10 protein-coding genes and 1 riboswitch are annotated in these 13,961 nt (G+C 72.2%); of the genes, 9 read left to right on the top strand and 1 reads right to left on the bottom strand.

The window, feature by feature from the left end; translation table 11 throughout:
* Positions 1-46: 46 nt before the first annotated feature.
* Positions 47-261, top strand: a riboswitch (cobalamin riboswitch).
* A gap of 55 nt (positions 262-316) precedes the next feature.
* The 8 genes from I5071_RS10640 (at position 317) to I5071_RS10605 (ending at position 12,206) form a co-directional block, all read left to right on the top strand.
* Positions 317-1,570: a hypothetical protein gene (locus I5071_RS10640; protein ID WP_236605316.1), complete on the top strand. Its 1,254-nt coding sequence runs from the start codon at positions 317-319 to the stop codon at positions 1,568-1,570.
* A 66-nt stretch (positions 1,571-1,636) separates the two neighbouring features.
* Positions 1,637-2,689 carry an SLBB domain-containing protein gene (locus tag I5071_RS10635; protein WP_236605315.1) on the top strand — a complete coding sequence of 351 codons (1,053 nt, stop codon included), beginning with the start codon at positions 1,637-1,639 and terminating at the stop codon, positions 2,687-2,689.
* A gap of 63 nt (positions 2,690-2,752) precedes the next feature.
* Entirely contained in the window at positions 2,753-7,423 is a 4,671-nt protein-coding gene (locus I5071_RS10630) for a MupA/Atu3671 family FMN-dependent luciferase-like monooxygenase (RefSeq protein WP_236605314.1), read from the top strand.
* 369 nt (positions 7,424-7,792) lie between these two features.
* Positions 7,793-9,715 (top strand): GumC family protein, encoded by a 1,923-nt coding sequence (locus tag I5071_RS10625; RefSeq protein WP_236605313.1) that lies wholly within the window; start codon positions 7,793-7,795, stop codon positions 9,713-9,715.
* Positions 9,716-9,798: 83 nt separating this feature from the next.
* Positions 9,799-10,194 carry a hypothetical protein gene (locus I5071_RS10620; RefSeq protein ID WP_236605312.1) on the top strand — a complete coding sequence of 132 codons (396 nt, stop codon included), beginning with the start codon at positions 9,799-9,801 and terminating at the stop codon, positions 10,192-10,194.
* Positions 10,191-10,667, top strand: a complete 477-nt coding sequence (locus I5071_RS10615; protein ID WP_236605311.1) for a glycosyltransferase — start codon at positions 10,191-10,193, stop codon at positions 10,665-10,667. Before I5071_RS10620 ends, I5071_RS10615 begins: the two co-directional genes overlap by 4 nt.
* A gap of 46 nt (positions 10,668-10,713) precedes the next feature.
* On the top strand, positions 10,714-11,295 hold the full coding sequence (locus tag I5071_RS10610; RefSeq protein ID WP_236605310.1) for a hypothetical protein: 582 nt from the start codon (positions 10,714-10,716) through the stop codon (positions 11,293-11,295).
* Positions 11,292-12,206 (top strand): NAD(P)/FAD-dependent oxidoreductase, encoded by a 915-nt coding sequence (locus I5071_RS10605; RefSeq protein WP_236605309.1) that lies wholly within the window; start codon positions 11,292-11,294, stop codon positions 12,204-12,206. Before I5071_RS10610 ends, I5071_RS10605 begins: the two co-directional genes overlap by 4 nt.
* 6 nt (positions 12,207-12,212) lie before the next feature.
* Here the strand turns inward: I5071_RS10605 and I5071_RS10600 are convergent, their stop codons facing one another.
* Positions 12,213-12,824: a hypothetical protein gene (locus I5071_RS10600; protein ID WP_236605308.1), complete on the bottom strand. Its 612-nt coding sequence runs from the start codon at positions 12,822-12,824 to the stop codon at positions 12,213-12,215.
* Positions 12,825-12,931: 107 nt separating this feature from the next.
* Between I5071_RS10600 and I5071_RS10595 the strand changes: the two genes are divergently transcribed.
* Entirely contained in the window at positions 12,932-13,960 is a 1,029-nt protein-coding gene (locus tag I5071_RS10595) for a hypothetical protein (RefSeq protein WP_236605307.1), read from the top strand.
* Position 13,961: the final 1 nt, after the last annotated feature.

Genomic DNA, 13,961 nt, shown 5'->3' with positions numbered 1-13,961 from the left:
CGGATTTCCATCCGGCCCCGGTTTGACGGCTCCCGCTGCGCCCGCCACGTTCGCGCTCGCCAGCGGTGCGTGCGGTGGGACCGCGCGCCTCGAGGGAATCCGGTGCGAATCCGGAGCTGCCCCGCAGCGGTGTGCAGGAACGAACGCCGTCCCGAGCACTGGAGGAATGGTCCTCTGGGAAGCGACGGCCAGTAGAGACCGGATCGATCGCGATCCGAGCGCCTGCGAGCCCGAAGACCTGCCGACGGTGTCGCGCGAGATCCGCGCGACGGCACACGGCGTCCCGTGGGAGGGCGCCCCGCCTCGGAGGTCGCCGGTGTCTCGCTCGATCCTCGCTTCGCTCGTGCTGCTCGCTGCGTGCGGCACCGAGCGTCCCTGCGACGTCGCGGATCTCGCGCCGATCTCGCGCGCCCCGGCGTTCGGCGTCGTGCTCTCGGACTACGCGTCGACCGCGATCGCGCTGCTCGACGAGGATGGCGACGCGATCACCGAGTCGTGGATCGACTCGGGCACGCGCGCCTCGGGCATCGCCGCGGGCCTCGGCGGCGACGTCGTGGTCGTCGCGACCCCCGAGCCCGGCACGCTCGCGCTGCTCGAGCGCTTCAACGCCGATCGCCTCACGCTCGCGGCCTACGCGACGGGCGCGGTGCGGCAGATCGATCTGCGGGGCGACGATCCCGAGGCGCCGAGCGGTCACTCGCCCAACGTGCAGGACGTGCTCGCGATCGACGGCCCGATCGCGCTCGTCGCCCGCGCGAACCCGAGCTTTCATCCCGACGCGCCCGAGCTCGCACGCGGCAACGACGTCGTCGTCGTCGACGTCGCGCAGGGGCTCGTCCTCACGCGCATCGATCTCGCCGCCGACACCAGCGCGCCCGACGGGACGCCGATCTACGCGCGCCCGACCACGCTCGTCCCGATCGCGCATTCGAGCGGCGCGCGCCGCGTGCTCGTCGGGCTCCAGCGCCTCAGCGCCGACTTCACGCTCACCGGCGACGGAGCGCTCGCGGTCGTCGATCCCGTCGCGCGCGCTCGGGCCGAGCTCGTCACGCTCGATGGGCTCAGCGGGTGCCACGGCGTACGCGCGATCCCCGGCGTGCCCGATCGCGCGATGATCCTCTGCACCGGCGACGCATTCGCGCCCGGCCTCGAGCGACGTCGCGAGGCGGGGATCGCGCGCGTCGCGATCGATCCCGACGGACGCATCACGCTCGATCGCGTGTGGCGCGCATCCGATCACGAGAGCGCGCCCTCGCCCACCACCGGCCTCGTGTCCCTCGACGCATCACGCGCGATCTACGTCGCCGATCCTCGCGGCGAGAGCGGCCGCGACGTGGTCGCGCTGCTCGATCTCGACGCTGCCTCGACGGCGATCCTCCTCGAGGCCGAGGCCTCGTTCGTGCTCGGCAGCGGTGCGCTCGATCCCGCTCGCGGCCTGCTCCTGGTCCCCGACGCGGACGCGCGCGGCGTGCATCGCCTCGACGTCGACGCGGACGGCGTGACCCTGCGTGACTTCGTACTGCTGCCGACGTGTCGCACGTTGCCGCCGCGCGAGATCACGCAGCTCTGAGCGGACGTCCGAACGGCGATACTCGCCGCTTGCAAGCCCGTCGCCGGGGGAGTAGGTGGGACTCCGATGACCATCAGCTCGCCTTTCCGTCGACACTGGAACCTCTTCTCCTGTGTCCTCACGGCGGCGATCGCTGGCTCGCTCGGTCCAGGCTGTTCGCCGAACCTGCCACGCACGCCCACCACGCCGAGCGAGGACGCGCGCTTCCAACGCGCCGATCTGACTCCGCCGGGCATGGCCGACGACGCGGCCGCCGCGATGCAGCTCTACCCGGGCGACGTCGTGACGCTTCGCTTGATCAGCACCGAGACCGAGGAGTACGAGGGCCTGGTCGTCGACGAGCGCGGCGTGCTGCACATCCCGCTCGCGGGCGACGTGCCGGTCGGCGGTCTCGACCTCACCGACGCCGAGCGTCGCGTCGAAGAGGCGATGCGCCAGTTCGATCGCACGTCGCGCGTGTCGCTCGTGGTGAGCGAGCCCAGCGGGCACTTCGCGAGCGTGCTCGGCGCGGTCGGCACGCCCGGGCGCGTGGCGGTGACGCCGGGCATGCGCCTCGCGGACCTGCTCGCCGCGGCGGGCGGTGCAGCGGTCGCCGAGGAAGAAGGCTTCTCGATGCCGTCGGGCGACCTCGGCGGCGCGCGCCTCGTGCGCAACGGCGAGGCCCTGCCGATCTCGCTCGAGGTCGCGCTCACCGGCGATCCTCGCCACAACATCCGCGTCCGCCCCGGCGACACGCTCTACGTCCCGGCGGACCTCGGGCGCCTGGTGAGCGTGCTCGGCCAGGTCGGGTCGCCGCGCATCATGGCGTTCCGGCCCGGCATGCGTCTGACCCACGCGCTCTCGCTCGCGGGCGGCGTGACCCGCGACGGGAACTGGGGCGACGTCCGTGTGATCCGCGGTGAGGCGTCCGATCCGATGGTCTATTCGACCAGTGTTGCGGCGATCGTCGACGGTGACGCGCATGACGTGGTGCTCGCGCCGGGCGACATCGTGTACGTTGCTTCCGCCGGTCACGCCGACCTGCGCGACGTCATGAACTCGCTCTCGCTGCTCCTCTCGATCCCGATCACCGCGGCGTCGATCACGGTGCCGTCGCTGATCATCGGCTCGGGACGCTGAGCGCGGCCGCGCGCTTCGCTTCGACCTGAACGCCACTCGACCTCGACACGCCAAGGGAGCCCCATGTCCAGTCCGTTCCGTTGCTACGTGATCGGCAACGAATCGCTCGCGATCCAGTGCGCCGACATCCTGCGAGCGCGAGGCCACGCCGTGCTCGGCATCGTCTCGTCGGACGAGGGCATCGGGAAGTGGGCGGACCAGAACGGCGTCGCGCGCATCGCGCCGGGCAAGGGTCTCGCCGAGCGCCTGCGCGCGCACACCGAGTCGATCGGAGGAGGCGAGTTCGACTGGCTCTTCTCGATCGCGAACCTGACGATCATCCCCGACGACGTCCTCGCGATGCCGAAGCGGGGCTCGATCAACTTCCACGACGGCCCGCTGCCCCGCTACGCCGGCCTCAACGCGCCGATGTGGGCGATCCTGAACGCCGAGCCGCGCCACGGGATCAGCTGGCACGTCATCGAGGGCGGCGTCGACGAGGGCGACATCCTCGCGCAGCGCACGTTCGGGATCGGCGAGCGCGACACCTCGGTGGTGCTCAACACGCGCTGCTACGAGGCGGCGATCGAGTCGTTCAGCGAGCTCGTCGATCAGCTCGGCACCGGCACCGAGCAGCGCACCAAGCAGGACCTCTCGCAGCGCACGTACTTCGGGCGCTACGACCGTCCCGCGGCGATGTGCACGATCGACTGGGCGCAGCCCGCGTCGAAGATCGCGGCGCTGATCCGCGCGCTCGACTTCGGCCCGCGCTACGCGAACCCGGTCGGCGCGGCGAAGACGCAGACCTCGACCGATCCGCTGCTGCTCCCCGAGGTGATCGAGGGGAGCGCCGAGGCGAGCGACGAGCCGGGCACGATCGTCGCGATCGAGCACGGTGCGATCGAGGTCGCGACGGGCCAGGGCACGCTGCGCTTCCCCCGCGCGACGTGCGTGAGCGGCATCCCGCAGGACGACGCCGCGCTCGCGAAGCACGGCATCGTGAAGGGCGCGCGTCTTCCCGCGCTCGAAGAGACGCGCGCGGCGCGCCTCGGCGAGGCCGATCAGCAGCTCGCGAAGCACGAGACGTTCTGGGCGAAGCGCCTCGCGCAGGTCGCGCCGATCGAGCTCCCGTACGCGGATCGCACGCCGAGCAAGGCGCCCGTCTTCGTGCGCGCGCCCGTGCCGGTGCCGGCGGGGATGGACGCAGCGTCGACGCTCGCCGCCGCGATCGCGTGGCTCGCGCGCATCACGGGCAACCGCACGTTCGACGTCGGCTATCGCCACGGCGCGATCACCAGCGCGACGCAGGGCGTGGAGCGCTTCTTCGCGCAGTCGGTCCCGCTGCGCGTCGAGCTCGGCGACTCGGTCACGTTCGCCGAGCTGCGCGAGAAGATCGCGGCCGATCGCGAGCGACTGCGCGAGCACCTCACCTTCCCGCGCGATCTCGTCGCGCGTACGCCGGGCCTCGGCGCCGCGAAGATCGAGATCGCGGTCGAGGAGACCGACGCGCTCGACACCGTGAAGCCGCGCGCCGGCGAGGTGCTCGAGATCGCGATCAGCCCCGATGGCTCGCGCGCGACGCTGATCATCGACAGCACGCGCGTCGCGGCGGCGCACCTCGAGAAGATGGTCGGCCGCTTCGGCACGCTGCTGCAGGGCGCGGCGAGCGATGCCGCGACGCAGGTCGCGCGCCTGCCGCTGTTGCCCGCCGACGAGCTCGATCGCGTGCTCCGCCAGTGGAACGCGACGACGACCGACTACCCCGCCGATCGCTCGGTGCACCAGCTCTTCGAGGCGCAGGTCGATCGCACGCCCGACGCGATCGCCCTCGCGTTCGAGCGCGAGCGCCTCACGTACCGCGCGCTCGACGAGCGTGCGAACCAGCTCGCGCACAAGCTGATCGCGCTCGGCGTCGGTCGCGACACGCTGGTCGCGCTGCACGTCGATCGTTCGCCCGAGCTCGTGATCGGCGCGCTCGCGATCTGGAAGGCGGGCGGCGCGTACGTGCCCGTCGATCCGAGCTACCCCGCGGATCGCGTCGCGCTCTACGTCGAGGACTCGCAGGCGAAGGTGGTGCTCACGAAGGAGCACCTCGCGCACGCGCTCCCGCAGACGGGCGCGACGATCCTCCGCCTCGACGCCGACGCGTCGTCGTTCGTGAGCGAGCCGCGCACCCGCCCGGCGCGCGAGACCGACAGCGCGAGCCTCGCGTACGTCATCTACACGTCGGGCTCGACCGGCCGCCCCAAGGGCGTGATGATCGAGCACCGTCACGTCGCGAACTTCTTCACCGGCATGGACCCGGTGATCCCGCGACCGACGGACGCGCGCTGGCTCGCGGTGACGAGCCTCTCGTTCGACATCTCGGTGCTCGAGCTCTTCTGGACGCTCTGCCGCGGCTTCGAGGTCGTGCTCTCGAGCGACGAGGATCGCGCGCTCGTCTCGAGCGGTCGTGCGCCCGGCAGCGATCGCAAGATCGGGTTCTCGCTCTTCTACTTCGCGAGCGACGAGGGCGAGAAGAACGCGGGCAAGTACCGCCTGCTCCTCGAGGGCGCGAAGCTCGCCGATCGCAACGGCTTCCAGGCGGTGTGGACCCCGGAGCGACACTTCGGCGCGTTCGGCGGTCTCTATCCGAACCCGAGCGTCGCGAGCGCCGCGATCGCCGCGGTCACGCAGCACGTGAAGATCCGCTCGGGCTCGTGCGTGCTCCCGCTGCACCACCCGATCCGCGTCGCGGAGGAGTGGGCGCTCGTCGACAACCTCTCGAACGGTCGCGTCGGCATCTCGTTCGCGAGCGGCTGGCACCCCAACGACTTCGTGCTGCGCCCCGAGAACTTCGCGAACGCGAAGGGCGCGATGGTGCGCGACATCGAGATCGTCCGGAAGCTCTGGCGCGGCGAGACGCTCGAGTTCGAAGGCCCGAAGGGCCCCGTGAAGGTGAAGACGCTGCCGCGCCCGGTGCAGCCCGAGCTGCCGGTGTGGGTCACGGCCGCGGGCAACCCCGAGACGTTCGCGGCCGCAGGCCGCATGGGCGCCGGCATCCTCACGCACCTGCTCGGTCAGAGCCTCGACGAGGTGCGCGAGAAGGTCGCGGTCTATCGCAAGGCCTGGAAGGACTCGGGCCACGAGGGCGAGGGGCACGTCACCCTCATGCTCCACACGTTCATCGGAGACGACGAGCGCGCCGTGAAGGAGACCGCGCGCGAGCCGATGAAGGACTACCTGCGCAGCTCGATGAACCTCATCGCCGCGCACGCGTGGGCGTTCCCCGCGTTCAAGAAGCACGCGAAGGAAGGCGCGACCTTCGAGGACAACTTCACGTCGCTCTCGCAGGAGGACGCGGACGCGCTGCTCGATCACGCGTTCGAGCGCTACTACGAGACGAGCGGTCTCTTCGGCACGCCGGAGAGCGCGCTCCAGCGCGTGAACGAGTGCAAGGCGATCGGCGTCGACGAGATCGCGTGCCTCATCGACTACGGGATCGACAGCGACACCGTGCTCGCGCACCTCGATCACCTCAATCGACTGCGCCTCGCCGCGGAGCCCAAGCCGCGCGTCGACGAGGACGACTGGTCGATCGCCGCGCAGATCGTCCGGCACCGCATCACGCACCTGCAGTGCACGCCGAGCATGCTGCGCATGCTCCTCGGCAACGACGAGGCGCGCACCGCGCTCGCGCACGTGAAGCACATGTTCGTCGGCGGCGAGGCGCTCCCGGGCTCGCTCGTCGCGGAGCTCGCACAGGCGACGCGCGCGACACTGACGAACATGTACGGCCCGACCGAGACGACCATCTGGTCGTCCACCGAGGTCGCGGCGCCGGTCGAGGGCACGGTGTCGATCGGCAAGCCGATCGCGAACACGCAGCTCTACGTGCTCGACGCCGCGCGCCAGCCGGTGCCGGTGGGCGCGCCGGGCGAGCTGTGGATCGGCGGTGCGGGCGTCGCGCGCGGCTACTGGCAGCGCCCCGACCTCACCGAGGAGCGCTTCGTCCCCGATCCCTTCGTGAAGATCGAGGGCGCGCGGATGTACCGCACCGGCGACCTCGTGCGCTGGGCCGGCGACGGGCGCGTCGAGTTCCTCGGTCGCGTGGATCACCAGGTGAAGATCCGCGGCTACCGCATCGAGCTCGGCGAGATCGAGTCGCGCCTGTCGAACCACGAGGACGTGCGCGAGGTGGTCGTCGTCGCGCGCGAGGACAACCCGGGCGACAAGCGCCTCGTCGCGTACTACACGGCGGCCCAGGGCCACACGCCCGACCCCGAGAAGCTGCGCGCGCACCTCCGCGTGACGCTCCCCGAGTTCATGGTGCCCTCGCACTTCGTGGAGCTCGCGCGCTTCCCGCTCACGCCGAACAACAAGATCGATCGCAAGCAGCTCCCGAAGCCCGACGAGAGCGCGGGGCGCGCCTCGGCCGCGGAGTTCGTCGCCGCGGAGAGCGAGATCGAGAAGCAGATCGCCGCGATCTGGATGCGCATCCTCGGGCTCTCGAAGGTGGGCACCCAGGACAACTTCTTCGAGCTCGGCGGTCACTCGCTGCTCGCCGTCCAGGCGCACCGCGAGATCAAGCAGGCGACCGGCAAGGACCTGACGATCACCGACATCTTCCGGTTCCCGACGATCGCGGCGCTCGCGAGCTACCTCGGTGGCGGCGGCGACGCGGGCGGCGGCGCGGAGGAGCTCGGCAAGACCGCGGATCGCGCGGCCCAGCGGCGCGAGATGATGAACCGCCGCAACCAGGTCCGCCGCCGGTAGTCGATCGTCGCATCGACGCCACACGTGAGCGGGCCCGGCATCGGAAGGTGCCGGGCCCGTCGTGCGTTTCGCGCCGGGATCAAAGCGTGCGCTGCTCGTCGGAATCACACCCGGTGCCCATGGCTCTCTGGTACCGTGCGAGAGTTCCGAGCCCCCCAGGAAGAACGCTTCTCTCCACCCCTGGACCGATCGCCGGATCGGCGTAAAACTCGGCCCCCAGCTGCATTCCACATGGCCGCTCAGAACGACCAGGCCGAGGCCCCCGAGAGCGGCGAAGCTCCGAGCCGGGGCCGACCCGGCCTCCCCGTGGAGCCAGCGCGGCTCCTCCGTGCGATCCGACGCGGACGATGGTGGCTGCTCGTCGCCGCCGTGATCGGCGTCGTCGTCGGCGTCGTCCTCGCGAAATTCGTCATCAAGCACAACTACGACTCGAGCGCGTCCATGCGCTTCGAGGGTGTGCAGCCCCTCGCCGAGGGCGCGGAGGCGTCGTCGCAGGACGTGCGGCGCGACCTGCCCTCGCGCCTGGAGTCGCTGCGGCGTGACGAGGTCCTGCGCGAGGTGCGCCACCGCATGGGCATGGATCCCGTGCCCCTCGCCGCGCTGCAGAACCTGTTCGAGAACACCCAGGACGCCGAGGCGGGCCTGGTGACGATCACCGCGCACTCGACGACGCCCGAAGAGGCGGCGCGCTTCGCGAACACGATCGTCGACACGTTCATCGAGTACCAGCTCGGTGCGCGCCGTCGTGAGATCGAGACGGAGATCGCGAACCTCGACGGGCGCATCGTCGCGGCGCGCCAGGAGCTCGACGGGACGCGCTCGCGCTACGACGCGTTCCGCACCGAGCACGGCGTCACCGACCTCACGACCGAGCAGGAGGCCGCGCTCGAGCAGGCGGCCGATCTGCGCGCCGAGGCGGACCTCGCGGCGGCCGAGATCGCGTCGCTCGAGGCGCGGGTGCGCGAGCTCCGCGAAGAGGTGCGCCGCCAGCCGCGCATGCAGGTCGTCTCGTCGCAGAGCGAGTCGGTCGATCAGACCGAGCTCGCGCGCGCCGAGGCGCACCTAGAGCAGCTCCGCGGGCAGCTCTCCGAGGATCACCCTCGCTTCCAGGTGGCGGACCGCCAGGTGCGCGCGCTGCGCGAGCGCGTGCGCTCGGGTGGCGGCAGCAAGGTCGGCTCGGTGTCGATGGGCGCGAGCTCGACGTTCGAGACCGCTGCGACCGCGCTCGCGACCGCGTCGGCCGATCTCGAGGCGGCGCGGCAGCGCTCGGTGCAGCTCCAGCGGCTCGCGCAGGAAGCGCAGCAGCGTGTCGCGGCCTTCTCGGCGATCGAGGGCGACGCGACCGCGCTCCTCGCCGACGTGCAGGTGAAGCAGACGCTGCTGAACAACCTGCAGAACCACCGCGCGCGCCTGCAGAACATGATCGAGAACCCGGACACCGGGTTCCGCGTGATCGCGCGCGCGGTCGCGCCCGAGAGCGCCGCGCCCAGCAAGCGCAAGTACTACGTCGCGGCGGGCGTCCCGCTGGCGCTCGTGCTGCTCGTGCTCGTGGTGGTCGTCGGGCGCGAGCTGCGCGGGCTCAAGCTCCACACCGCGTCGGAGATCTCGTTCTGGGGCAACGGGCCGGTGGTCGGCACCACGACGTGGCCGCGTGATCCCAGCGCCGCGGGCGACCTCGTCGCCGACATGGACGACTTCGTCCCGAAGTCGACCGGCACGATGCTCGTCGTGGGCGCGACCGAGCACGAGATGCCGCTCGCCACCGAGCTCGCCAAGCAGCTCGCGGCGGACTGGACGGACACCACGCTCATCGAGATGGGGCGCGACACGCTGGTGAGCCCGATCCCGGTGGACATCGGGCGGCGCTCGCTCCCGGCGAGCGCGGGCCCCTCGGCGGGCCTGTCGACCCAGGAGTTCGAGGCCGCGCCGACGCAGGTGCAGCGCGGCGGCTCGTTCGAGCTCCTCGGCCCGCCGACCATCGTCAGCGCGGTCGCGCCCTACGGCGTGCTGAGCTCGACGCCGATGAGCGACGAGACCGAGCGCCTGATCCCGACCGCATGGGAAGGCCCGCTCAACGGACAGCAGCTGCGCCGCGCGGCGCGTCTCGCCGATCGAGTGCTCGTCGTCGTCCCCTCGGGCGCGATCACGGTGACGCAGCTCGGCGATCTCGCGAACCGGCTCGGCCGCAAGGAGGGCGTCGGCTACGCGGTCGTCGGCATCGCCGACGAGTACTCGACGCTCCCGGACCGCAGCGGCAACGTCGAGGCGTTCTGGAGCGCGACGCGCGAGTGATCGGACGCCTGCTCAAGCCCCGCCGGAGAGGTCGGAAGAAGATCCTCGCGATCTCCTCCGGCGGAGGGCACTGGATCGAGCTGATGCGGCTTCGCCCCGCGTTCGAAGGGCACCAGGTCGTCTACGTGACGGTCTCGGAGACGTATCGCTCGCACGTGCCAGGCGAGAAGCTGCGCGTGGTGCCCGACGTGACGCGCTGGGATCGCGTGGGTCTCGTGAAGTGCGCCGCGCGCGTGCTCGGCGTGCTCGTCGCGGAGCGACCCGACGTCGTGATCTCGACGGGCGCCCTCCCCGGCTTCTTCGGCATCGTGCTCGGGAAGTCGCTCGGGTGCCGGACCATCTGGGTCGACAGCATCGCGAACGTCGAAGAGCTCTCGATGTCGGGCGCGAAGGTCGGCCCCTTCGCGGATCTCTGGCTCACGCAGTGGCGCGAGCTCGAGCGCGCGGGCGGGCCCGAGTACGCGGGGGCGATCCTGTGATCTTCGTGACCGTCGGCGCGCAGATGCCCTTCGACCGCATGGTGAAGGCCGTCGACGAGTGGGCCGCCGCGCGCAAGCGCGCCGACGTGTTCGCGCAGATCGGGCCTGCCGACTACGTGCCGAGGCACGTGAAGTGGACGCGCTTCCTCGAGCCCGACGACTTCCTCGCGCGCTATCGCGAGGCGAGCGTGATCGTCGCGCACGCGGGCACCGGCTCGATCCTGCAGGCGCTCGAGCTGGGCAAGCCGATCCTCGTGATGCCGCGACGCGCGGCGCTGCGCGAGACGCGCAACGATCACCAGGTCGCGACCGCCGAGCGCTTCCAGTCGCTGGGGCGCGTGCCGGTGGCGTGGGATGCGACCGATCTCGCGCAGGCGCTCGATCGCATCGACGGCCTCTCGTCCGAGAAGACGCTCGGCCCCTACGCGAGCACGCAGCTGATCACGCGCCTGCGCCGATTCCTCGACGAGTGACCTGCCGCGCGCTCGCGGCGTCGATCCGGTAAGGTGTCGGCGCGCGATGCAGGAGCGCAGGCTCAAGGGCGTCAACTTCCACGGCACGCTGCGCGCGCTCGAGCGGCGCTACGGCGACGACGTGCTGGTGCGCGTGCGTTCGCGCGTCGAGGGCCCCGGCGGTGTCGCGCTGCGCGATGGCGAGATCGTGACGAACGGCTGGTATCCGGCGAGCTGGTACGACGCGCTGCTCGCGTCGATCGAGCGCGAGGTTCCATCCCGCGCCACCGACGACGGGGTGTGCCGCGAGCTCTCGCGCGCCGCGGTGGTCGAGGACTTCTCCACGCTGTTCCGCGTGATCTCGCTCGTGGTCTCACCGCGCAGCGCGCTCGTGAACGCGACCCGCATCGTGTCGCGCTACGTCGACGGCGGGCGCATCACCGTGATCGACGCGCGCGAAGGGCACATCCACTTCTCGTTCGACGAGTTCCACGGCTACACGCGGCGCATGTGGGACGACTTCCTGGGCGGCATCGAGGCGGTGATCGAGCTGATGCGGCTCACGAGGCTCCCGAGCCGCGTGATCTCGGGCGGGCAGGACGGCGACGCGCGCTTCGAGGTCGTCATCCGCTATCAAGCGCAGCGATGACGCCGACGCACGACGTGGTGATCGTCGGTGCCGGGCCGGCGGGGCTCTCGGCCGCCTTGGTGCTCGGGCGCGCACGCATGCGCACGCTGCTCGTCGACGGAGGCCCGGCGCGCAACGCGAGCGCGCTCGCGACCCACGGATGGATCGGGCACGACGGTGTCTCGCCCGACGAGCTGCGGGGTCGCGGTCGCGCCGATCTCGCGAGGTATCCGAGCGTCGACGTGATCGACGGTCGCGTGGCCTCGCTCGCACGCGAGACCAGCGGAGTGCGGGTCGAGCTCGCGAGCGGCGCGGTGCTGCGCGCGCGGCGCGTGATCCTCGCGACCGGGATCGTCGACGTGCTGCCGAAGCTCGCGGGGCTGCGCGAGGTGTGGGGCCGCGACGCGTTCTCGTGCGCCCACTGCCACGGCTTCGAGCACGCCGACATGACGTGGGCCGTGCTCGCGCTGGAGCGCGGCGTGGCGCGCACCGTGTTGCCGCTGCGCGCGTGGGCGCGCGAGCTCGTGCTCTTGCTGCACGGGCGCACCGACGTGCCCGAGAGCGAGCTCGCGCCGCTGCGTGCGGCCGGCGTGCGCATCGAGGCGCGCGCGGTGACGCGGGTGGTCGCGGAGGACGGCGCGCTGCGCGGCGTCGAGCTCGAGGGCGGCGAGCACGTCGCGTGCGGCGCGCTCTTCCTGCATCCGGCGGCGCGCTCCTCCGACGTCGCGCTCTACGCCGGGCTCGCGCTGGACGAGCGGGGGCTCGTGCGGAGCGACGCGGTGGGCGAGACGTCGATGCCGCGGGTGCACGTGGTGGGGGACGCCGCAGGGCGACGCACGAACGCGCTGAGCGCCGCGACCGACGGCGCGCAGGTCGCGATGTCCCTCGTCGAGATGCTGACCGCCGAGCGCTTCGGAGCGACGTCCTCGTAATCGCCCTCACAGCTCGATCTCGCCGCCCGCGCGCAGCAGCGCGGAGAACGACGCGTGCTCCCCGTCGCGCTGCGGGCCGCGTAGATCGTGCGGGAGCCAGCGCGCGAGCACCGCGATGCCGACGAAGAACGCGTGCTCACGGTAGTCCAGCTGCACGGTCCCGTAGGGTCCGACGCGGCCGTCGTAGGGCCCGCGGCAGCGCCGCCCCGTGTCGTCGAGCACGCAGATCGAGGTGAGCAGCCCGGGGCGTGGGCCGTCGAAGCGCAGGTCGACCGCGAGCCCGAGCGAGCCGCCGAGCTGCAGGCCGCGAGGACCATCGCGATGCAGCCAGACGCGCGCGGCGGGCCCGAGCTCGAGCGCGAGCCGCGACAGCGCGAGCTGCACTGCGTCGACGCGCACCATCCCGCCCAGCCCGATCGGTGCGTGGAATCGCACGTCCAAGCTCCCGCTCGGCAGCGCCTGGAGCGGCGCGCCCTCGGGGGCATCGAGCATGACGCCGTGGTCGAGCGCGATCTCGAGCGTCCAGCGCCGAGGAGGCGGCGCGACATCCTGCGCGGACGCGACGGGCGCCAGCACCAGCGACACGAACAAGAACGTGAGCGCCGCCGCTGGCTTCATCCCCGCATTCTGGAGGGTCGCGCTCGAGACGGTCTCGAGATCGCGCGCGTCCGCGAAATCGTCGCGCGCGGCCCGCGGTTTGCTGAGCCCTCGCTCAGCTCCGCGCGATGCCGTCCTCGCGTCCATTCCGCCGTGCTCTGCTCGCTCCGATCCTCGCGATCGTGGCGGGCTGCGCCGCCACGCCGGGGCACCCGACCGCGCCCGGCGCGCGGGGTCGTGCGATCGGCGACGAGCGCGCCACGACGCGCGCCGACGACGGCGACCCTCAGTGCGCGAGCCCCTACGCGCGCCTCTGCGGCGCGACCGCCGAGGCCGCCGACGACCGCGCATCCCGCCACAAAGCGCTGATCCGCGAGATCGAGAGCACCGTCCTCGCGATCGTCGCGGCGCAGCTCGGCGTGGACGTGCCCTCGCTCGACGCGTGGCGCGCCTACGTCGCGTCGCAGCCGGCGGAGCGTCGCGACGCGGTCGAACGTCTGGTCCGCAAGGCGCGTGGGCTCGAGATCGCGCGCCGCGTCGCGCCGCTCGAGACCGCGGTGCGCGAGGAGATGGAGCGCCTCCGCGCGCTCGCGCTGGCCGCGCGGCACTCCGACGGCTCTGCGATCCGGCGCCTGGAGCGCGCCACGCTCGCTTGGGTCGACCTCTCGAGCACCCGCGGCGACGTCCCGCGCGCGCTGCGCGTCGGCTGCGGCGAGCACCTCCTCGTCGACGACGCGTGGGTCACCAAGGACGCGGAGTCGCTCACGCTCTGCCCCGGCTTCCTGCTCGTCTCGCGCGACCCGAGCGACACCACGCCCGACGGCCCGGCGTTTCGCGAGCGCATCGCGTTCCTGCTCGCCCACGAGCTCGGGCACGTCGCGATCGGACCCACCGTCGGCCTGCAGCCCGCGCGCGACGCCGAGGTCCGTGCCGACGCGATCGCCGCCGAGATCCTCGCCGCCGATCTCGAAGCGCGCAGCGGCGACGACGCCGCGCGCTACCTGGCGCGCACGCTCGAGCCCATCTGCTCGCCCGAAGGCGATCGCACGCATCCGCCGGGGCGCATCCGCATCGACGAGATCGTCGCGCGACACCCGCGCGTCGCCGCGGCGCTGCGCTGCCCGGCCGACGACGACGCGCGACCTCCCTCCGGCTGAG

Source organism: Sandaracinus amylolyticus, assembly GCF_021631985.1.
Classification (GTDB): Bacteria; Myxococcota_A; Polyangia; order Polyangiales; family Sandaracinaceae; genus Sandaracinus; species Sandaracinus amylolyticus_A.
This window is presented reverse-complemented; position numbering and strand designations above follow the sequence as displayed.